Origin of the sequence: Telmatocola sphagniphila, assembly GCF_018398935.1 — a bacterium.
GTDB classification, from domain to species: domain Bacteria; phylum Planctomycetota; class Planctomycetia; order Gemmatales; family Gemmataceae; genus Telmatocola; species Telmatocola sphagniphila.
In genome coordinates this window covers 2,155,301-2,174,855 of sequence record NZ_CP074694.1, presented here as the reverse complement: position 1 = coordinate 2,174,855, position 19,555 = coordinate 2,155,301, and the positions used below count along the sequence as shown (strand labels likewise).

The 19,555-nt window shown below is 52.3% G+C and carries 18 protein-coding genes; 7 read left to right on the top strand and 11 right to left on the bottom strand.

From position 1 onward, the window contains the following. Positions 1-30: 30 nt before the first annotated feature. A complete protein-coding gene (locus tag KIH39_RS08690; RefSeq protein WP_213498943.1) occupies positions 31-3,261 on the bottom strand; it encodes a S41 family peptidase in 3,231 nt (1,076 codons plus the stop codon). Positions 3,262-4,242: 981 nt separating this feature from the next. On the opposite strand from KIH39_RS08690, the gene KIH39_RS08685 reads away from it, so the two are divergent. The 4 genes from KIH39_RS08685 to KIH39_RS08670 all read left to right on the top strand — a co-directional run bounded on the left by KIH39_RS08685 (position 4,243) and on the right by KIH39_RS08670 (position 6,952). After that, complete coding sequence (locus KIH39_RS08685; RefSeq protein ID WP_213498942.1) at positions 4,243-4,749, top strand: hypothetical protein; 507 nt, start codon at positions 4,243-4,245, stop codon at positions 4,747-4,749. Between the two features lie 333 nt (positions 4,750-5,082). Next, positions 5,083-5,937: an IS5 family transposase gene (locus tag KIH39_RS08680; RefSeq protein ID WP_246539614.1), complete on the top strand. Its 855-nt coding sequence runs from the start codon at positions 5,083-5,085 to the stop codon at positions 5,935-5,937. 8 nt (positions 5,938-5,945) lie between these two features. Continuing rightward, positions 5,946-6,341, top strand: a complete 396-nt coding sequence (locus KIH39_RS26570) for a hypothetical protein (protein WP_246539613.1) — start codon at positions 5,946-5,948, stop codon at positions 6,339-6,341. Positions 6,342-6,574: 233 nt separating this feature from the next. Continuing rightward, positions 6,575-6,952 (top strand): hypothetical protein, encoded by a 378-nt coding sequence (locus KIH39_RS08670; protein WP_213498941.1) that lies wholly within the window; start codon positions 6,575-6,577, stop codon positions 6,950-6,952. A gap of 301 nt (positions 6,953-7,253) precedes the next feature. Here KIH39_RS08670 and KIH39_RS08665 read toward each other — a convergent pair whose 3' ends face one another. Both KIH39_RS08665 and KIH39_RS08660 read right to left on the bottom strand, forming a co-directional pair. Further along, complete coding sequence (locus KIH39_RS08665) at positions 7,254-9,533, bottom strand: caspase family protein (protein WP_213498940.1); 2,280 nt, start codon at positions 9,531-9,533, stop codon at positions 7,254-7,256. A gap of 299 nt (positions 9,534-9,832) precedes the next feature. Further along, positions 9,833-10,129 carry a hypothetical protein gene (locus KIH39_RS08660; protein WP_213498939.1) on the bottom strand — a complete coding sequence of 99 codons (297 nt, stop codon included), beginning with the start codon at positions 10,127-10,129 and terminating at the stop codon, positions 9,833-9,835. 24 nt (positions 10,130-10,153) lie between these two features. Between KIH39_RS08660 and KIH39_RS08655 the strand changes: the two genes are divergently transcribed. Beyond that, entirely contained in the window at positions 10,154-10,450 is a 297-nt protein-coding gene (locus KIH39_RS08655) for a hypothetical protein (RefSeq protein ID WP_213498938.1), read from the top strand. Between the two features lie 88 nt (positions 10,451-10,538). On the opposite strand, the gene KIH39_RS08650 is transcribed toward KIH39_RS08655, so the two are convergent. The 4 genes from KIH39_RS08650 to KIH39_RS08635 all read right to left on the bottom strand — a co-directional run bounded on the left by KIH39_RS08650 (position 10,539) and on the right by KIH39_RS08635 (position 12,568). Beyond that, positions 10,539-10,796 (bottom strand): IS66 family transposase, encoded by a 258-nt coding sequence (locus KIH39_RS08650; RefSeq protein WP_213498937.1) that lies wholly within the window; start codon positions 10,794-10,796, stop codon positions 10,539-10,541. Next, positions 10,730-11,521, bottom strand: coding sequence for a transposase (locus tag KIH39_RS08645; RefSeq protein ID WP_213498936.1), 792 nt, complete (start codon positions 11,519-11,521; stop codon positions 10,730-10,732). Before KIH39_RS08645 ends, KIH39_RS08650 begins: the two co-directional genes overlap by 67 nt. Before the next feature lie 179 nt (positions 11,522-11,700). Then, entirely contained in the window at positions 11,701-12,018 is a 318-nt protein-coding gene (locus tag KIH39_RS08640; RefSeq protein ID WP_213498935.1) for a hypothetical protein, read from the bottom strand. Between the two features lies 1 nt (position 12,019). Then, the gene (locus tag KIH39_RS08635) at positions 12,020-12,568 is read right to left on the bottom strand and encodes an NADAR family protein (protein ID WP_213498934.1); all 549 of its coding nucleotides are present in this window, start codon (positions 12,566-12,568) and stop codon (positions 12,020-12,022) included. Positions 12,569-12,711: 143 nt separating this feature from the next. Between KIH39_RS08635 and KIH39_RS08630 the strand changes: the two genes are divergently transcribed. After that, the gene (locus KIH39_RS08630) at positions 12,712-13,317 is read left to right on the top strand and encodes an RNA polymerase sigma factor (protein WP_213498933.1); all 606 of its coding nucleotides are present in this window, start codon (positions 12,712-12,714) and stop codon (positions 13,315-13,317) included. Here KIH39_RS08630 and KIH39_RS08625 read toward each other — a convergent pair. The 3 genes from KIH39_RS08625 to KIH39_RS08615 all read right to left on the bottom strand — a co-directional run bounded on the left by KIH39_RS08625 (position 13,314) and on the right by KIH39_RS08615 (position 17,921). Continuing rightward, positions 13,314-13,565, bottom strand: coding sequence for a hypothetical protein (locus tag KIH39_RS08625; protein ID WP_213498932.1), 252 nt, complete (start codon positions 13,563-13,565; stop codon positions 13,314-13,316). The genes KIH39_RS08630 and KIH39_RS08625 overlap by 4 nt on opposite strands. 82 nt (positions 13,566-13,647) lie before the next feature. Beyond that, entirely contained in the window at positions 13,648-17,250 is a 3,603-nt protein-coding gene (locus KIH39_RS08620; protein WP_213498931.1) for a serine/threonine-protein kinase, read from the bottom strand. 125 nt (positions 17,251-17,375) lie between these two features. After that, positions 17,376-17,921 (bottom strand): type III secretion system chaperone, encoded by a 546-nt coding sequence (locus tag KIH39_RS08615; protein ID WP_213498930.1) that lies wholly within the window; start codon positions 17,919-17,921, stop codon positions 17,376-17,378. 656 nt (positions 17,922-18,577) lie between these two features. On the opposite strand from KIH39_RS08615, the gene KIH39_RS08610 reads away from it, so the two are divergent. Then, complete coding sequence (locus KIH39_RS08610) at positions 18,578-19,006, top strand: hypothetical protein (RefSeq protein ID WP_213498929.1); 429 nt, start codon at positions 18,578-18,580, stop codon at positions 19,004-19,006. Between the two features lie 88 nt (positions 19,007-19,094). On the opposite strand, the gene KIH39_RS26805 is transcribed toward KIH39_RS08610, so the two are convergent. Continuing rightward, positions 19,095-19,220 carry a hypothetical protein gene (locus tag KIH39_RS26805; RefSeq protein WP_261353066.1) on the bottom strand — a complete coding sequence of 42 codons (126 nt, stop codon included), beginning with the start codon at positions 19,218-19,220 and terminating at the stop codon, positions 19,095-19,097. Between the last annotated feature and the right edge of the window lie 335 nt (positions 19,221-19,555).

The following is a 19,555-nucleotide window of genomic DNA, read 5'->3' as shown; positions in this document are numbered from 1 at the left end:
CGCATCCACACGACCTCGAACCGATATAACTTATTTCCCTTCGGATCGTTCTTTCAAGCCGGGCTCGTAATAGTTTGGGAAAGGGGGCCGATTCGGGCGCTTGACCGGACTCTTTTTCAACTCCTCTAATACGATTTCGATGGCTTTCTCCAACTGGGGGTCTTTCCCTTGTCTGGCGATCCGGGGATCGAATTCTACTTCGATATCAGGAGCAACGCCCCGGTTTTCTACGTCCCAGCGGCTGTTGGGAAACCAAATGCCCCAACGGGGCGCCGTTACGCTTCCTCCATCAATAAGCTCTGGATAACCCCCTATGCCTACGAGACCACCCCAGGTTCGCTTGCCCACCAGAGGCCCAAGCTTAGACTGGCGGAATGTATAGGGCAGGTAGTCGCCTCCGGATCCCGCTTGTTCGTTGATGAGCATCACCTTCGGTCCGGGAATAGCTGAAGTAGGGAATGCCTGGTCGGCCCCCTCGCGAGTGCTCGCATAATTGCGGATGGGCTGTCGCAAGTAATCGATAACGTGATCGGCCAGTAATCCGCCCCCGTTGAAGCGTTCGTCGACGATTGCTCCCTCGCGCCCGGCCTGGGCAAAAAAGTAACGGTTGAAACGCGTATAACCTTGCGATTGCGTGTCGGGGAGGTAGATGTAAGCTACCCGGCCCTCCGTCAATCGATCCACCGTCCGACGATTGGCATCGACCCAGGCCAAGTTCCGCAAAGCCCGTTCGCTTGAGGTCGGTACGACCGTGATCTCCCGACTCTCTTTTCCGTCAGGCGATGGGCCAACTTTTAGTACGACCTGCCTTCCGGCGGTCCCTTCAAATAGACGGTAGATTTCGTCCTCTCCGCGAAGCTCCCTCCCCTCCACAGCTAACAAATATTCTCCTTCCTTGACTTGCGCGCCGGGCTGTGTGAGAGGAGCTCGCAAGCTGGGGTTCCAACTCTCCCCGCGATAGACCTTGATGATCCGGTGTCTGTCATTCTCAACGCGATAATCCGCGCCGAGAAGACCACATTTTCGATTTTCCGGACGCGGTACGTCACCTCCCGTCAAGTAGACATGCTGCAAGCTCAGCCCGGCTAATAATTCGTCTAACAAGTAGTTCAATTCGTAACGACTTCCCAATCCATTCAAATAAGGCTCATGTTTGGCCCACATGCCTTTTAGGTCGTAGCCATGGAAGTGGGGATCATAGAGGAAGTCGCGTTCGAGTCGCAGAACCTCTCGGTAGATTTGTCGCCACTCAGCTCGGGGATCGACCAAAATTTCGACCTTATCGAGTTTTAATTCTCCCTCGCCAGGCTTCGCCGGTTGTCCTGTTCCAGTCACAAACCAGTTATCTCCTAACCGATACAGCATCTTTTCCCCATCGAAAGAGACGGCAACTCGGGTCGTTCCTTCGATCAACTTTTCCATCTTTTTCTTCTCCAGATCGAAACGATGAACGATCAAAGGCGGAGAGTCCGGGTTCAGGCTGGAATCGTCAGGATTCAAAACGACCGGCGCTTCGAGAAGCAAAATCGAGCCCGCTTTGCATGAGAGCAAACCGATGTAATTTTTCGCCGGTACGGGTAGGGAGAGCGTTCGCTGATCGATATCATCCAAGTCAATGGTAACCTTAGGCAGCTCTTTGCTGCCTTCTTTCTTCTCTTTATCGTTCTCCTTCTTTTCCTTTTCCTGTTTGACTTTTTCGTCATCGCTCTCGGGAGCTAGCGGAGAGTGATCGGTCTTATTGAGTACTATCACGTAGGCGCTTCTTGTCACCGGACGATTCAGGCTGGACATACCCGAGCCCACTGCCGGGCCGATATCGGTACTGGCGGTCAGAAAGAGGTATTTCCCGCTCTTGTCGAAAGCGACATGTTTCGCGTCGCTCATCCCGTCGGTAATCTGGCTGGTCTTCCCCGTCTCAAGGGAGTGTAAAAAGACCGCATAGAGGTAGTTTTTCAGAAGTCGAGAATGCGCCAGCCAGCGTCCGTCGGGCGACCAAACGGGCGCAGAAGGCACATCATCGTCATAGGGTCCCGTATCGGCCTTCGTCGACTTACCGGTTTCAAGATCAATGTAAAAGAGGTTTTGCCGTTTATCCTGATAGGCGATCCGTTTGCTATCGGGCGACCAAACGGGGTTGTAATAAAACGAGGGACTTTCACCCAACGTGAATTTTTTCACTTCCCCGAATCCGCTCTGCGAACGAATGTGGAGCTTATATTCGCCGGACTCGTCGGAGAGATAGGCCACGGCTTTTCCATCGGGAGACCATACCGGATCACGTTCCGCGACTCCGGTTGAATTCGTCAGATTTCGAACATCCCCTTTTTCGACGGGTACGCTTACCACTTCACCGCGGGCTTCGAATAAAGCACGAACTCCGGTTGGAGACAAGCTCGCTTTTTGGATGTTCTTGGCGACCTTCTCCAGCTTGGGCCGCACTCCTGGGAGATCGGCGTTGATACGAATGGAGACAGGTTTTGTAACGCCCGTTGTCACGTCGAATAAGTGCACCGATCCGAATCGGTCATAAACGATTGCGTTGCCGCAAGAGGAAGCGGATTTAATATCCTGGGCTTCCGGTGCCAGCACTCGTTTGACTTCTTTGGACGCGATATTGTAAGCGAACAGCGTCGTCGGTCCGTCGCGATCGGAGAGGAAGTAAATTTGGTCGCCAATCCACATGGGATTAAAGTCATTGGAATCTTTTCGCGGCACTTTGGTAATCGATGAATCCGCCAGATCGGCGATCCATACCGGTGAGGCCGTTCCACCGCGATAATTTCGCACCGGACGGAAGCTACCCGGGAACGGCGGTTTGTTGGAGAGTGGCACATAAGCGATCTTCTTACCATCTGGGGAGAGCGAGCCATCCTCCGCCATGGGAAGGGGAAGTTCGGAGGGTTGTCCCCCTTCAACCGGCACCGAGAACAACTTCAGGAAGCGAGCCGAACTGGTGCGACCCGAACGAAAAAGGATGTTCTTCCCGTCGGGCGTCCAGCCGACCGGAGCATCCGAATCGGGATGATAGGTTAACCGCTTGGGAATTCCTCCCTCTGAAGGAATGACATAAACATCGAGATTACCTTCATAATCCCCGGCGAATGCAACCATTTTGCCGTCGGGAGAAAAGACGGGGTAGGTTTCCAAACCGACGCCTGCGGTCAGACGTCGTGCGTCTCCTCCAGATCTGTCGACTGTCCACAGATCGCCCGCATAAGAGAACGCAATCAGCTTCTCACTGACTGTCGGTCGTTGAAGCAAGAGAGGTGGGTCGGCCGCGTTGATTGACCCAGACAGTAATAATCCAGGAAGTAAGAGTAGGAGCAATGATGTTCTGTTAATGGCAGATCCCTCCCTGCGTAAGTGCGGAGTGTGTTCGCCGCGTAAAAAAAATATCAGAGGTATTTGTACGAACAGGAGCGAAAGTAATGCAACCAGGGACAGACCATGGACTCGAAAAAACCAAACTCCAAGTTGAATAGGCTTGGGTAGTCGAGATCCAGGCGGCATTGGAATAAAGGAATGAGACAGCCGTCAACTGAGTACTACGGTGGCGTGCGAAATGAACGCGGCCTTCGGACCGGAGGTCGCGCTCTTGGAAAAATGAGCCCTTCCTTGAGACTAGGTGCAAACGCCGATCGAAAATGGGCTCTGTCTCCCAGTTGGTGATAAACGATTATTAGATTGGGAGACATTCCTGTCGATTGTAGATGTTTCCAAATAATTGAAGGGAAGAGGCTGGAGGCTGAACTGGTTCACCTTTATGTGAACACAAGGTTGAAAATCACGAATTGCTTGAGAATTGTGTCGAGCGGATGCATGCTTGTTAGAGAAAGGAATTCATCCGAAGAACTTGGAGGTCCGTAGGAGTGGAGTTGATTCTGGGGACATTCGTTTTCGAGAATGGATGCTTTTCCAAATCCTGAATTGCACGTTTCCAACCTTATGAATTCACAGCTACTTATTGCACCAACCGTGCGACAGAGCCCGAAAAGGGCGAAGGTTCGCCAATCCAAATGGGCGAACCAATAATGAGAGGATTCATGTTGTGAGAGATCGTAACGCCTTCCTAAAAACCATCTTTGATTATCCTCTGGATCCTGTTCCTCGACTCATTTTGCGGACTGGCTGGAGGAACAAGGTAAGCTCTGGGAATCAGAATGGTATCGGAAGGATTGCCAATTCGAAGGCGTTAAACAAGGTTATTTTCTCGAATATCTTCGGTTAGGAACTGGAGACCGAATGCTCAATAACAAAAGTACCGGTTCACCATTTGAAGAAGAAATCTATTCAGGAGATGGCTATTGCCTGATTTATACCCTGGATGGGCAAGAAGATTACTGCACGGGAGATGGACCCCACGTACCTTTTGGAAGTTGGTTCCAGGAGGGTGCCGGTGGTGCAACCGCGCAGGGCGATGGTTACGAATACGACGGGAGTCATGTCTGTTTCGGCGGTGATGATTTCATACTCACAAAATTCTTACAGGTTAATCCCATGCTCGAAATCGGCTCTCAAGTTTTAGTCATCCTTCCTCACGGCTTCGTCATCTGTGGTGTTGTCGGAGAACAAAAAGGAGTCGCGGCCTGGCAGATGCACAACGTCTCATTGATCTGCAGAACGAATGGTGTGCCATGGGATGAATTAGCGGACGGGCAGCATCAGGAAAAACCTACTTACCGTAAATGGGGGGACGTGATCGTACACAACCCGATCATGGTTCGCGTATGGAAGGGGCAGTTGCCGTGACAGAGGAAGTCTGGATGAAAGCGACCGATCCTAATCCGATGCAAAATTTTCTTCGGGACAAAGCCAGTGAACGCAAGTTTCGGCTTTTTGCAATTGCAGGTTGCCGAAGGGTTCTTGAGCAGTGGACGGATCCAAGGAGCAAAGCCGTTATTGAAGTGACTGAAGAATTTGTTGAAGGAAAGGTTGGTGAAAGAGATTTAGCTCAGGCAAGATCCCAAGCTGAATTAGTTTATGTTCATGAAAATATTGGCGTGATTCGAGATGCAGCGATGGCAGCATATACTCTGTCACTTAGAGTCTGTTCCAAAAGCGTGTATGTGTGTATAATTACACATGGAACGGAAACCCTATTCAACAGATTTAACGGATGCTCAGTGGGCTCTTTTGGAGCCCTGGATTCCCGAGGCTCGACCCGGTGGTCGACCGCGAAAAACCGACATGCGAGAAGTCGTCAATGCCCTATTCTACCTGACCAGGGAAGGATGTCGCTGGCGAGGTTTACCGCATGACTTTCCCCCGTGGAAAACGGTTTACAATTATTTTGAAGCTTGGAAGCGGGACGGCACTTGGGAAGAGATCCTAACGGCTCTGCGCTGTCGCGTTCGTCAAGCGGCCAATCGTTCGCCCAATCCTCGCGTTGCCTGCATCGACAGCCAGTCGGTGAAGACGGCTTTTGGAGGAGAAGAAGTCGGAACCGATGGCGGCAAAAAGGTCCGCGGCCGTAAACGCCACATCGTGGTGGATACTCTCGGATTACTGCTAGCCCTAGTGGTAACGGGCGCGAATGTCGATGATGCCAAAGCCGCTCAAACTCTCTTTGAACAGATGCCCAAAACTGCTTTTCCCCGCTTGGAAACCATACAGGCGGACAACAAGTATCACAATTATCAATTGCAGAGTTGGCTGCGGGATCACAAGCGACCCTATACCGTTTGGGTGGTGAATCGTCCGTCGGGAGAACGAAAGTTTATGCCGCTGAGAAGTCGCTGGGTGGTGGAGCGAACTTTCGCCTGGTTGGGACGTTGTCGACGGCTAAGTAAAGACTACGAGCATTTACCGGAATCCAGCGAGGCCATCGTGCAAATCGCATGCATTCAACACTACTTACGCCGTCTCTATCCCAGTCGAGTGAAACATACACAACGGTTTCGGTATAAAGGCCATACTCCTAAAACTCTAGCCGCTTAATTCGGCTTTTGGAACAGACTCTTAATGACTTTGTCTCACCTGATGGAACAGCTTATGATAAAGGTGGTTTACCCGTCGCTTATGGTTCATCTGATTTGGCAGCGAAAGCCGGATCTCGATCAAAAAATTATCACGCGGAACGAAATGTTCAGAGCGACCATGTTCGCGACATCTTCGGCAACCCGTTCCGCCCCCTAACGATCGACCCAGACTGGCAAACTACCACAGTCACGGACCTCGCCCGGACCATGTACGACAACCGTGCCTTCGACCAAATGCCCATCCTGGCCGATGCTCTCGAGGACTCCGGTTGTGATAACCATGAAATTCTACAGCACTGTCGCGGCGACGACCCCCATGTCAAAGGCTGTTGGGTCGTGGATCTCATTCTGGGGAAGGAGTGACCGATGCGACCTAAATCTTTCCCAGCGAACGAGATCCCTGGCGGGAAACACTTAAGACGATCTGGTGTTCGCGGTGGGAATAGTTCTCTGGACCGGCGAGCGGGTATTAGCCTACGAGAAGAATAAATTCCTGGAAAAACTCTATCAGGCTCAGCGCGAAAATCAGAGACGGTTCGAGTAATTCTTTCGGATGTGGGCCCGGGAATATTGAGAACAACGTGGGGAATAGACCAATGAAACTCCTGCATATCAGTCATGCTTGTGGATTGGACCTCGGCCAAGCCAACGTACCGACGGCATTTGCGGTCATTGAGCGGCGGGACTTCGAAGCCACCACTCCCGATGAGAGGGATCATTCCAAATATCACGTTCGGCATCTGGAACGGTTTGTCTCAGGTACTCCCTATGAAGTGATCTTTCAGAAGGTCCGGGAAACCCGGTTACATGCCCAGGTAGAGCATGGCCCACTGGTCGTCAATCGCACCGGTGTGGGAAACGCGGTCGTTAAACTGCTTGGGAAAGCGTACCCCGGCGTTTATCCAGAAGAAGTGATGATCACCTCGGGAATCCAGGCAGTAAAGGAACGCACGACGATTTGGTTCTGGCCGTAGTACTGGCCGTTTGGAGTGCGGAGAAGTTCCCGGAGTTCATTCCGGTTGGAGGGTTACCCACGTTTTTTTTCAATCGCCCAGTTTGGGGAAAAAGTGGGGATTGTGAGGAGACGCTTCACAACGCGATCAAGGAATGGAAATTCAGTATTCGAAAAGCAATTTACTCGATTCAAACTGAATATTTAACTTAAAAAACGATTCGCCCCTACAAAACCCTACTTACTTCATCAAAAACCGTCCAAATAAGGGGTTTGTTAGATTCGCTAGTAATATGACTCGGAGGCTTTTTCCAAGATTACTCTTATGGATTCACACCCAGTTCTTTCAGCCTCTCCTTTGCGTCGTTATACCCCTTATCGGCAGCTTTTTTATACCATTTTATCGCCTCTGATCTGTCTTGAGGAACTCCGCGCCCATTCCAGTAATGTATTCCAAGGTTATACATAGCTAGCGCCAATCCAGCATTCGCGGCTTTCGAGAACCATTTGACTGCTTCCACATCATTCTTGACTAAACCACCGAGCCCATTTGCATACATATAACCGATCTGAGTCATGCTGTCCGCAATTCCTCCAGCAGCAGCTTTCTTGTGCCATTTCAAGGCTTCGGCTTCGTCTCCTGCAACTCCACGACCCGATTCATACTTTAATGCGAGATTGGACATTGCTCGAGCGTTACCTGCCTCAGCGGCTTTTCTATACCATTTGACAGCTTCGAGTTCGTCTTTATTTAATCCACCTCGTCCGTACTCATACATTACACCTAGATCATTCATTGCAAGGGAGTTCCCAGCCTCAGCGCCTTTTTTAAACCATTTGACAGCTTCGAGTTCGTCTTTATTTAATCCACCTCGTCCGTACTCATACATTACACCTAGTTCATTCATCGCTCGAGCGTTCCCCGCCTCAGCGGCTTTTTTATACCATTTGGCGGCTTCAGTATCGTTTTTGGGTAATCCTCCTAAACCAGCCTGGTACATTTCAGCAAGGTTACACATCGCCACTGATTGGCCTGCCTCAGCGGCTTTTTTATACCATTTGGCGGCTTCAGTTTCATCCTTCTTCAGTCCACCACGACCGCTTAAGTACATCACTCCTAAATCATTCATAGCTGGAGGATTACCCGCTTCAGCGGCTTTTTTGTACCATTTGGCGGCTTCAGTATCATCTTTTGCCAGTCCCCCAAGCCCTTCTTCATAAATGATAGCTAAGTTTAACATTCCTAAGGAATTCCCCAACTCGGCAGATTGCTTGGTCCATTTAACAGCTTGTCTTTCGTCTTTAGTTAATCCGCCTCGTCCGCTGCTAAACATGATGTTGAGCTTATTCATCGCCAACGGTTGGCCCGCTTCGGCAGCTTTCATGTACCATTTAACAGCCTCGGAATCGTTTTTCTTTAGTCCAGTTCTGCCAAATTCATTCAAATTCCCAAACATATACATTCCCGCAGGATTCCCTGCCTCGGCGGATTTTTGGATCCATTTCAGAGCTTCTATTTCATCCTTGGGGACACCCTGTCCATTCAAATAACTCACCCCCAAATTATGCATCGCTGAGCTTTCACCCAAGTTCGCCGCCTTAAGGTACCATTTCAGTGCCTCCAAACGGTTAATCTCCGTATCGACTCCAAAAGAATAGATCCCTCCCACCATCGTCATCGCGGCGGGGTTTCCCTTCTCAGCGGCTTGCTTCCAGGCAGGTATGCGAGACTTGTGTTCCTCCAGGTATTTTTTGGGGCCAGGACCAAAGAGAATGCGCTCGCGAAGTTCCCGGGCGATTTTGTTACTTTCTTCGTTCACCAATACCGGGGAGGCCCCAACCGTTTTTGCCACCATGTTCGGCATCTGTTGGGGGCCTTTGTAAAGCTCCAGCACACGCGGATTCACTCGTTTGGCCACATAGTCGTTCAAAAGCGTAAAGGTCACTTCCCCGTCGGCATTCGTCGCTTTCCCAGTCAGTCCTTCGATCACATAGTGAAAGAACACCCCATGCTTGCGCTCCAGGTCCTCATAGGATCGCTGGCGAGCAGAACAACTGAACATGGCCATGACACCCTTTGGCGGTTCAGGAGCACTATCCGCGTCGATCCCTTTGCCGGAGCTGCGGGCCGGATCGGGGTCATCCCGGCAGGCATCCACGAACAGGACCTTCACGCCCGCAAAGGACTTGTCGAATTGCTTGTAGAGGCCGTTCAAAGAGACCAAAGTTTTGGTCTCATCCGGAAAGGGTTTCGCATCCATCGGGCAGAAATAAGCTTCTTTGTCGAATTGCAGGCCGTGGCCCGACACGGCAATCAGCACCGTGTCCTGCGACTTGGCTTTCTGCAAAGTGCTTTCGATGGCCTTCTCAATATCAGCTTTAGTCGGTTTGGTGGCCGTGTCGTTAGTCAACAAGGTCACGGAGTAGCCGTCGTTACTGAGAATCTGGGACAGGTCGGTCGCATCGTTGATGGCACAATTCAACTTTCCCAGCTTGGAGTGCTGGTACTCGTTTATTCCCACGATTACGGCGTACCGTTTGCCCTCTTGTGCGAAAAGAGGGAAGCAAAGAGTCAGGAAGAGAAGAGACAAGCACCAACGCATGGATGTTACCTCAAATCGGTTACAGGCTATCCGTAGCTGCCGTCCTAAGCGAAAAAGAAAAACAGCCTCAATTATGAGAGGCCGTTACTTTATTTTCTAGAGTTTTTCTGCTTTTCTCGGGAATCTTTTCCGTCGCGGGCAGACCGTCTGGCGGCAGGTCCAGGGTACCGACGGAACGCCAAAGAGCTTTCCGATTCTCATCACCAATTAAAGTATTCTTGCACGCATACCCATTTTCGAACTCCTGTAAAGGAAGATTTTAGATTTTGCAGAGGTCTCAGTCGACCTTTGTCTGCTGGCTATGCCTCTTTAACGGATGAAGGTTCAGAATCTTCTATGAAATCAGAATAAAGTAAATTTAACGATGCAGAATTTTGCATTCGATCTGTTTTCTCGGAAGATTCGAGAGCTTTTTGCCATTCCCACCACGGGTATTTGAAAGCGAGTGAAACCGCCTGCTTCTTTTCGACGATGACGCCCATCAACGCACTTCTTCTCAGAGCAGGACGCTTCACAGATCCACTGGAACAAAAAATATTTTTTTCTTCGGGAAGATTTTCCAGGCGACTCCGTTTCAGCTGTTGAGAAGGCTGCAAAAACAAACTTACGGAGTTACTATCATGTTTCGAACAATCAAATTCGGCTGTGCAGTGGCAGTGTGTGTTCTGGGAATGGGCTTCGGAAACTCGGCCAGAGCTGACGAATGCGGCTGCAGCTACGTGTTGAAAAAGATTACGGTTTGCGAACCGGTGATCTGCTATGAAACTCGACAGGTTCCCTACCAGGCTTGCATCACCCAGTACGATCACTGCGGTAAGGCCTACGAAACCTATGTCACTCGCCACAAGGAAATCCAGGTGAAAATCACCAAGGAACGACATGTGACCAAGTATGTCAAGGTGCCGACCCCCTATTAATCGTCCGTCGCAAGTAGGCGGTAAGCGTGAGACGATGGCTTCACCTGGTCAACTTGAAGTAGACACACTGAAAAATATTCGTACCCTTTCACCCTCCTGAACTGAGCTTCACCGGTAGCGGTGGGAGCACTCCCGTGAGCATGTAGGTGTGGAGGGCCGATTCGGTTTCCTTTAAAGGATCTTGCTCTCGTAATTTCAGGGTGCGATAAATGCTCTTCAGAATGCTTCGCGTTTGAGCCCCCTCATTGCTGTGACTGCCGAAACTGACTTTCCGCATCATCACGCCCGGTCGGATTTCTCGCTCCGCTTTATTGTTGTTCTTGGGTAGCCGAAGGTAGGACCCCACGAGGTCGAAATCGACGTCAGCTGTTCCTTGGAGTTGTAGCCGTAGGTGATGGTCCCTTCGTTGGTCGACTTGGTGCAACCGATTGAGTCGGTGACGGAGTACAACCTCCCGGCGGTGTCATAGCTGAATGTGGCTTTTTCGGCGTTTACTCCCATCGTTACAGTTCGGTTCAACAGTCGAGAGTCGGTGTCGTAAGTGGAAGTCTGGATATATACGCTGCCGTCGACCAGCGAGGTTAGATCGCTGTTATTGTCATAACCGAACGTGAAGCTGACGCTAAATGGACCAGCTTGGGAAGTCATCTGGTTTTCAGAGTTGTAGACGTAGGTGTAACGATTGCTCGTACCGCTGTAACCCGCGGAAGCGAATCGACCCCGACTTTCCTGAACATGCAACAACTTCTTCTTCGAAGCGATACCCAATACGAAGGCGAACACCTCTTCATGAACTTCCAACGGCAACCGGCCATGCACTCGGCTCCAACTCGAATGGTCCGGCGTCCGTTGGTCGATCGGAATTCCCAGGAAATCCGATAAAGAACGACAGTCACTGCAACGCCAGGCGATCCCTCGCTGCGACGCGCTCCCTTCGAAGTAGCCGATCAAAATCGTCCGAAAATAGTCCCCGGATGGAATCGACGGAAGACCCAGGGATTCCGCCCAGTAGAACTCGCAACGCTTCTCGATCCACGTATCGAAACCCGCTTCGGCTAATAATTGATTCAACTTCTGGTAGAACGGAGGGCCGGGCGACTACGGCAAATCGGCAGTCGCGATCCAAAGCCCCGTATCCGGAGACTTATGCTTTCCCATTGCCATTAAAACGTCCTCAAAAGAGGATAAGATTCTCAACTTGAATTGAAGCCGCACTATACCAGAAGAAGTGGGACTTTTTCAACGAGCGGCTAGTCAAATTCATTGCTGATCGTCCAATTTGGCCCAACTCGTTCAATTCGTGTATTCAACTTCACCCAAGGTAGACCTTTATGTAAGCAGAGCAGTTGGAACTCGCGTATAGCAGTCCAGATTTCTTCGTTGGCTTCCAATATTTCTAAGGGAAATTGTTCTGACCAAATGGTACTCTTGATAATGGTTTGAGCAGGAGAAGCTTGGACTTCTATACGCATTGTCGCCTCCTTCCATTTTTCCGGTACCGTTACAATCAGAACCTCTCCGATTCCTCTAAGAACTACCCACATATCTTTTTCGTCACTCTGCGCCATCTTATCCTCTACTTATGCTTAGGCTCTCTCGAATTTCCATCAGAATGCGGCCCGCCCAATTCAATCCCGTCCCGTTCTCTCCGGTCCCCCAGAACGAATCCAAGCGCGAGTCTTCGATCAACACGGCGGTTCGGGTCGCGAGCAGAAGCGCCGCCAGGTCCGCATGTTGACGAAACTTAGCGATATCGCCCCTCCGCATGACCTCCACTTTAACAGTATCCCAATCGGCACGAGGCCGTACACCGGAAATCTTGAACCAGGAACGTTTCGACACCTTGCTCGGTGCCTCGGGCGCGGCGGCCAATTGTTTGGCAAGCGATGGGTGCACCGCGGCCCGGATGGCGGCTCGATATTCCGGATCGGGCGATTTCTGAGCCTGGTAGAAGTGCTCTACAGTCGGCCAGGTTTCTCCGTCGATCTCGATCGAAGCAGCATAATAATGGGACAGGAATGAAAACCCCGCGCGGTCGCGTTGGAAATAAAGGATCCGATTATCGTCTGGTATCGCGGCTGGTCCGGTGATCGTATGGACTACTTTGGCTGGTCGCACGAGTTTTGGCTCCCAAGAGTGACGAATTGCCCGATGTTCTTAAGGACTGCCGGAAGAGCTCCGATCCGCTTTTAGGATCGGACCGCAAGCTTTTCTCCGCTTAGGTCCAAGGACTTAGTAAGTTAATTTCAAGGAGAATGGCCGTGTCGGAAACGTCGATCAGCCAACGGATCCAGCCTCTGCTCGAACGCTTGCGGCTCGGGGAGGCTTCGGCTCGTAATGAACTCATTTCGATTTCCTATGATCGCTTTCGTAACCTGACCGCCAAGATACTTCGCGTCAACTTTTCCCGACTGAAAGAGTGGGAACAGACCGACGATGTTGTCCAAGAGGCGGCCGTTCGTCTCTGGAAGTCGCTGGAAGCGGTCCAGCCCACCAGCACTCGAGAATATCTCGGGCTCGGGGCCGCCCAGATTCGCCGACAGCTTCTCGACCTGACCCGCCACTATTATGGCCGGAGAAAACCAGGAGAGCCCGTTTCGGAGACTCCAGGCCGATCTCCGGGCCCGATGGGGGACCCGGTCGGAATAGACGTCTCCGGCAATACTTGGGATCCCCATCGACTGGCTCAGTGGACGGAGTTCCACGAACTCGTGGAAAAGCTTCCGGAGGAAGAACGGGAGGTGGTCGATCTTCTGATCTACCACGAACTCACTCAGGAAGAAGCCGCTGAAATCATCGGCGTCGATAAGTCCACTGTCAAACGCCGCTGGCGGGCGGCCCGACTCAAAATTGCGGAGGCCCTTTAGAATCCCCCTTTTTTCAGGAACTCTTGGACCTCCGCTCGAGTGTTGCTGAGATCCCGAAATTGCTGAGGATTGTATTCGAGACTGTGGTTGATTCGCTCCCGATTGTGTTTCCATTCCAGTTGTTCCGCGGTCGGTGTTTCCGGGGCCACGGCCTCGCGAATCCACTTCTTGAACGGATTCGGGTCGCGAAGGATCGTGACTATTACGAAGAAAGCCGCGATACCGAATACTTTGGAAAAACTGTTCATCACTGCTCCAGGGAAAGTTGACTTAAATAGTTTCATCCGCACCACACTCTTCTCAGCGGATCGAGTAGTTCCCCGGGGGCAATTATTTTTTCAATTTTTCCCATTCGCTTTGAAAGGCCTTCGTCCAAGACTCGGTTTCGGGAGAATTTTCCAACTTCTCGCACGCCTGCACGCCTATCTCCAGGGCTTGCTGCGAGCAAACTTCATCGTTTTCTCGACGCCGTTCGAGATACCAGCCCCAAGCGGCAATTGCCAGATCGCGTTCAATTTCGCTCCGGTCGGGCGGTCTTTGGGCCTGTTTTTGCAGCCTTCTGACGATCGTGGCATCTTCGGCCGCGCGGAAAACCATACAGAGACCTTGTTCGCAACCCGCCACGATCGTTTTTCCATCGGCCGCGAGAGCCAAAGATTTGATGGGAAGCCGGCACGGCAAGGTTCCGCGTTCGAGTCGGTCGACGACATCAAAGAGCCGGATAAAGCCGTCGGTACCACTACTCGCTAAAAGTCGGCTTCCCGGAAAAAAATTCAGACCTGTGATTTCCGAACTATGGAGGGAAAAGACTTCTCCTTCTTTGGGATCCGATAATTTCCAGACCGTGACTTCACCCGAATTGGATCCCGCGGCGATTTTTAAACCATCCGGAGAGAAGGCCACTCTGTTAAATGGCCCGCGCCCCTTGAGCCGCTGCAATCCTCTCGATCCGTCGGAGGAATAGAGGAGGACCTCATGTTCCTGAGCCAGTGCAATTTTTTGACCATCCGGCGAATAGGCCAGATCGAGCGCCTGCCCTTCACTGGGAAATCGGAGAATCTCTCGATCTTCTTTTAAATTCCAGACTCGGACTTCGTGGGAAGTGAATTTCTGGGTCGGGAAGTCGAATTTCGAAAGCGTAAACGCCAGTCGCGAACCATCGGGAGAGAATCCCAGGGGCGCATGGGTTGGGAAGAGGCCTCCCTCGAAGGCGGAGGCAAGGGTGAGGAGCGTCCGTCCACTGGAAGACTCGATGACGGAAATATTCCTCGCATCCCGAATGCCGAACAGGGCCCCATCGTTGGAGAGGCTGCCGGTCCAAGGAGTAGACGAGGGACCAATCCCAGGGTTCATTTCGCCGCTCCTCCGAAAGCGGGGCTCGGAACCTAATGGGCCAAAGCAGGCATTTCGTCCGGAGTCGAACGATAGCAGTTGATCCCCGTGAGGAGTTAGAAACGCCCCCGTGACCTCCTGCAAGCCGGAGTGACGGATAATTACTTGCGGTTCCGTCGAAATCGTATCGGTAATCACGATGCGGCCATCCCGGAGTCCAAAAGCCCCGGTTTTTCCGTTCGAGGCAAGACCCACGGCCGACACGAGCTGATCAAAACGGAGCGGCTGGATCACCGGCTTACCGAATCGCTCCACACCGGGAAAGCCCGGGAGGGAGGAGGGATCGCGCCAGCGGGGCTGATAAATCTGCCAGGCGACTCCCTGGGAAAGTCCCCAATAACTCCCGGACGGCTCCCTCAGAATCGGATGCACCTCGCGGCCCTCCGCGGGGAGCGCAATTTTCTTTCGTTCCTGATGGAATCGGTCAAAGACTCGTATCGCGTTGGAATCTTGAATGGCCAGGTCGTTCTGCTTCTCTTCGAACCAGACTTTATAAGCGCTGATCTCTTTCCCCCCTCGAAAAGCAAGCTTCAGGGAAGTGATCTCTTTTTTTTGTTCGATTTCAAATACCAGGGGTTGCAAAAGTCTTCTCCCGGCGAGCCGAGTTCCATCGGCGGAGAACGCTAAACCTTCCAGGTTGTCGTCCGTGCTGGGTTGGCCTTGCTGGAGTTCTTGGGAATCCGCCAGTAATTTTCCGGTGCCGGAGTGAAAAAGTCGGAGGCGGCCGCCGTCTCCGCTAACGGCCAGGAGATTTCCTGCCGGGGCAAAAGCTAAACTTTCGCAGCGGTGTGCGAAGCGCTCCATCGCAGGCCCGTGAATCCAATCCTCGCCTTGCAACCGCCACAAAGCGGCTGTCTTTTCGTTGGGGACGGCCAGCGTACGACTATCGGGCGAGAAAGCGATCGACAAGGAATACGGTTTCGTCGGAAACGTGAACATCCGCTTGGCGGTTTCTACGCTGAACAGAGAGACCTGCCGCCCGTTGGTGGAGGCCACCCAGCGGCCGTCATTTGAAACGGCAATCGCGGAAGGAGAGGGGGGTCCGGGTATCTCCGCTCGGTCGAGAGCAAAGGGGCGACTGAGATAATACCATTCCCAGGATCGATTGTCCGACTCCCCGGGGCGGGGGCTGGTTTGACGTAACAGATACGCCGCCCGCGCCCCCTTTTGCTCTCCCGAGGCTACGGAGGCCAGATTTATCTGCGCTTTATCTCGTTCCCAACGGCTGAAGTGGAGGGCGTTTTCCACTTTCTCGTTCGCCTTCTTAATATCGTCCAACGATTGGGTGACCCGCTGGTTGGCTTGTATCAATTCGTCGTTGGATTGCTTTAAGACTTTATTGGATTGATCCTCCCGGAGCAGCAGCACCACGACCGCAGCGATCCCGACTGCCAGCATCGACAAAGCGCTCAACACTAAAGCCCGATGCCGACGCATCCAGCGGCGACAGCGAACCCCCCATGGATCGCGGGCGGCGGAGACCGGTTCATCCGCCAGCCAGTGTTCGATGTCCGAGGCCAGCTCGAGAGCTCGAGGATACCGATCTTCGACACGAACGCTCATCGCTTTTCGACAGATGGCGTCCAGGGAGAGGGGGACGTCGCGACGAACCCCCCGAGCCGGGGGAAAGTCGCCCGTCCGGATCCGCTCCCAAATGCGGGAACCTTCTTGGAAGGGAGCTTTTCCGGTCAGGATTTTGTAGAGCGTCGCCCCGAGCGCGTAAATATCGGAAGATTCGGTGGCGGGTAGACCTTCCGCTTGCTCGGGACTCATATAGGCTGGAGATCCCTTCCGGATCCCCTGCATCGTCGGGGTCACTTCGTCTATCCGGGAGGTATTCGCAGTTTCCGCATCGATAGGCTCCCCTTCGGCCACCGGCTTGGCCAGCCCCCAATCGATCACCAGAGTTTCCCCAAATTCTCCCACGAGAATGTTTTGGGGCTTGAGGTCCCGATGGATAATCCCCTTGCTATGGGCGAAGGCTACGGTTTGGCAGACGGTTAAGAAATTTCGCAAGACTGTCAGCAAACTGAGTTCCTTCCGATGATACCGCTCGATCGCTTGGTCGAGGGTGTCTCCGGTCACCCTTCGCATGGCGTAGTAGGGTCTTCCCTTCGAATCCGATCCGAGGCCATAGATCGGGACAATGCCCGGATGCTCCAGCTGTCCGGTGATCTTGGCTTCGCGACGGAAGCGCGCTTGATTGTCGGGATCGGAAGCTCTTCCGGGTAGGAGGCGCTTCAGGGCAACCTCGCGTTCCAATTCTTCATCCAAGGCGATGAAAACTTGGCCAAGTCCGCCCTGTCCGAGAGGACTCTGGGCCCGATATCGGCCTGCGACCTTTTCCGAGGGAATGCCGATTTCCGACTCATCCGCGGCCACCAGGCCATCGACTTTTGCCAGAAGTGCCAATTTCTTTCGAACCGCCTCGATCAGGTGCGGATCGTCCCGGCAGAGAGTTTCCACCGTAACCACTTGGCCCGTCTCGAGGGCTTCTTCATAGCGGTCCAGGAGTTCTTCGATCCGCTCGCTATCCAGCATGGAAATCCCTAAGCTTTTAACCGTAAAATTCGGAAGTACTACCCGGAGCAATGCCTTATCGAGTTCCACCATACTAACAGAGCAGAAGCAGGTTTTAAAACCTGCTTTTCCCGGAGGATTTCCTCTCACTTGCCTTGTCGAGCGGAGGCGGAAATGGGGAGGTTCCAATCGAAATCCCAATCGGCCCGAGTGGACTCCACACCTCGCAGGATGCGGTCGATTTTGTCGTCCAGAATCTTGGCCGTGATTCCGCGGTTATCGATCGGACGGTGGAGCATCAGGAGTTGGGTATTCGGATTGTAGCTGAAAGTGGAGGCTCCCAGTGTGTAGTTGTTTTCCAAAAGTTTCTGAAATCTTCCTCCGGAATTCTCAGGCTTTTCGATTTTGATCAAGTTCAAATAGAGCCAGACCATCGACTTGTCCGCGCTGAAGCCGACTCCCAAAGGGTAAGTCCGTCCGTTCCAGAGAACAGGGACTGAAAATCTTTTTGCCCCGTTGGTATCGATATGCTCCGTAACTGTATATCCGAGAGCCTCGAGCTGCACTTTCACTTCCCGCTCGGAAATGGCTCCGTTTTCCTGATAGGGAGTCTGGCCGGAAACTTTTCGGCTTGACCCCAGAATTGTGCTGCAGAGGAGTGCCAGAAATAGAAATTTGGAAACAATTTTCATGAAAAACCCTTTGTAATATGGCGGGAACTTTCTGCCGATCTTTGCGACGACACGATGCTCCACATCGATCCAAGCGGAAACTTAAAGCGCTTGAGGGCAGAAAAATTTCGGAAAGTGGATTATTCCTGCCAATACCTTGCCAGAGCCTGGCAATTAATATTGAGGTAATCGCAAACTCGATGGTCTCGTTTGACGACAAATCTCATCTACTCCCCTTTTTGACTCGACTCCTTGCCGGCTATTGTTCATGGGTCAAAAGTCTTGAAGTCTTGGAAAAGGAGCTCAAAAGGTGTGAACTTCCACGGGATCACAAAATTCGCAGAACCTGGAAATGAACTTTGAATTTCGACAGTTTCTGCGAATTATTCGAATTTCTTGCCCCCGCGATGGCGCAGAGTCCGCTGGGGTTGTTGAGAATCGGATTGAACGGGATAAGGTACTTTTAGAATTACCGCCAACCACTGCGAATAAGCAGTCAGGAGCCAATCATGTCGATCGTCACTTGTCGCGAATGCCAGGGAAAAGTATCGACGTTAGCGGTCTCTTGTCCGCACTGCGGGGCCCCCGTTTTAGCAGGTAGAGAATCTCCTCGGCCCCTTGAAGAAAAATCCAGTCCTCCCAAACTGGAATCACTTGCTACCAATATGAATCCTTCCGTGCCAATTCTTCCGATGCCAGGTCTGCAACCCTTGCTAGAGGTATTGCCGACTTCTCCGTCCCCAACTCCAGAGCAGCCGAACAAGTCTCCGTCCACGCCTCCCCCCACGCAAAGCAAAGTTTCCGTACCAAAAATGGATGTGAATCTAGACTCGATCATTCTGGAGAAAATCCTGGGTTGGGTCTTCATCACGACCGGAATCGCCTTGCTCGCCGGACAATTTATTTTTGGGTGGTTTGACTTTGGTCGTCCCAGGCTGGGGGTGGCATTCCCCAACCCGACACCAAAAGCCAGCGAAGGGTCGCTGGTATATTTTGTGAACAACAATTTCGTGCTCCTGGTCGTCCTTTCGTTCGCGATCGGTTCGGGTCTTTTGAGAAATGCAGAATCAAGGCTTCAGCATTTGAAAAGGAAGTTGAGTAAGTAACCAATTTTGAATTCGTTGATCGCCGTCCCCAAGTAACGACTTACTATTTCGAGGGCGACAGGATTCTGTCCTATTCTCGCCCAGGAGATCAGCGCTGACGAACCGTTCCTTCATTAACCCGGTGCTCGCGGATGGAAGTTAGGGCGGCCCCGATCACCCGTGCTCGCTCGTCGATCTCGAAGTCGGAAACGGGCGGACTGCTGAGTGTCAGCATCACAGCTACTGTGTCCCCGAAGTCCTTATCCAGTTTGGGCTACAGCGACTGCCCACCGACCGTCGGCAGCTCATCCAGCACATCCAGCTTCGCAGCAAGGTCCTGCCAAACCTGCTCGGCGTTGTTGACCGTGTCGAACAGGGTAGGGCATCTTCAGATGACAATAGGCGAGATTGGCGTCGGCTTGGTCGAGTTGCACCTTTGTGGCATCAACCTCGCGGGTGGCTGTGTTCACACTCGCCGCGGGCGTTTCTGCTTTGGATTTGGCTGAGTCTAAATCGCTGCGTGATACGGCCCCGAGGGCCTGACGCTGGCGGTCGTACTCCTTACGGGCG

Coding starts and splice junctions, on each gene's coding strand:
- KIH39_RS08615 (WP_213498930.1), bottom strand. CDS start 17,921: ATGAAAATTGTTTCCAAATTTCTATTTCTGGCACTCCTCTGCAGCACA.
- KIH39_RS08620 (WP_213498931.1), bottom strand. CDS start 17,250: ATGCTGGATAGCGAGCGGATCGAAGAACTCCTGGACCGCTATGAAGAA.
- KIH39_RS08625 (WP_213498932.1), bottom strand. CDS start 13,565: ATGAACAGTTTTTCCAAAGTATTCGGTATCGCGGCTTTCTTCGTAATA.
- KIH39_RS26805 (WP_261353066.1), bottom strand. CDS start 19,220: ATGCTGACACTCAGCAGTCCGCCCGTTTCCGACTTCGAGATCGACGAG.
- KIH39_RS08655 (WP_213498938.1), top strand. CDS start 10,154: ATGTTTCGAACAATCAAATTCGGCTGTGCAGTGGCAGTGTGTGTTCTG.
- KIH39_RS08685 (WP_213498942.1), top strand. CDS start 4,243: ATGCTCAATAACAAAAGTACCGGTTCACCATTTGAAGAAGAAATCTAT.
- KIH39_RS08665 (WP_213498940.1), bottom strand. CDS start 9,533: ATGCGTTGGTGCTTGTCTCTTCTCTTCCTGACTCTTTGCTTCCCTCTT.
- KIH39_RS08680 (WP_246539614.1), top strand. CDS start 5,083: ATGGAACGGAAACCCTATTCAACAGATTTAACGGATGCTCAGTGGGCT.
- KIH39_RS08670 (WP_213498941.1), top strand. CDS start 6,575: ATGAAACTCCTGCATATCAGTCATGCTTGTGGATTGGACCTCGGCCAA.
- KIH39_RS08640 (WP_213498935.1), bottom strand. CDS start 12,018: ATGGCGCAGAGTGACGAAAAAGATATGTGGGTAGTTCTTAGAGGAATC.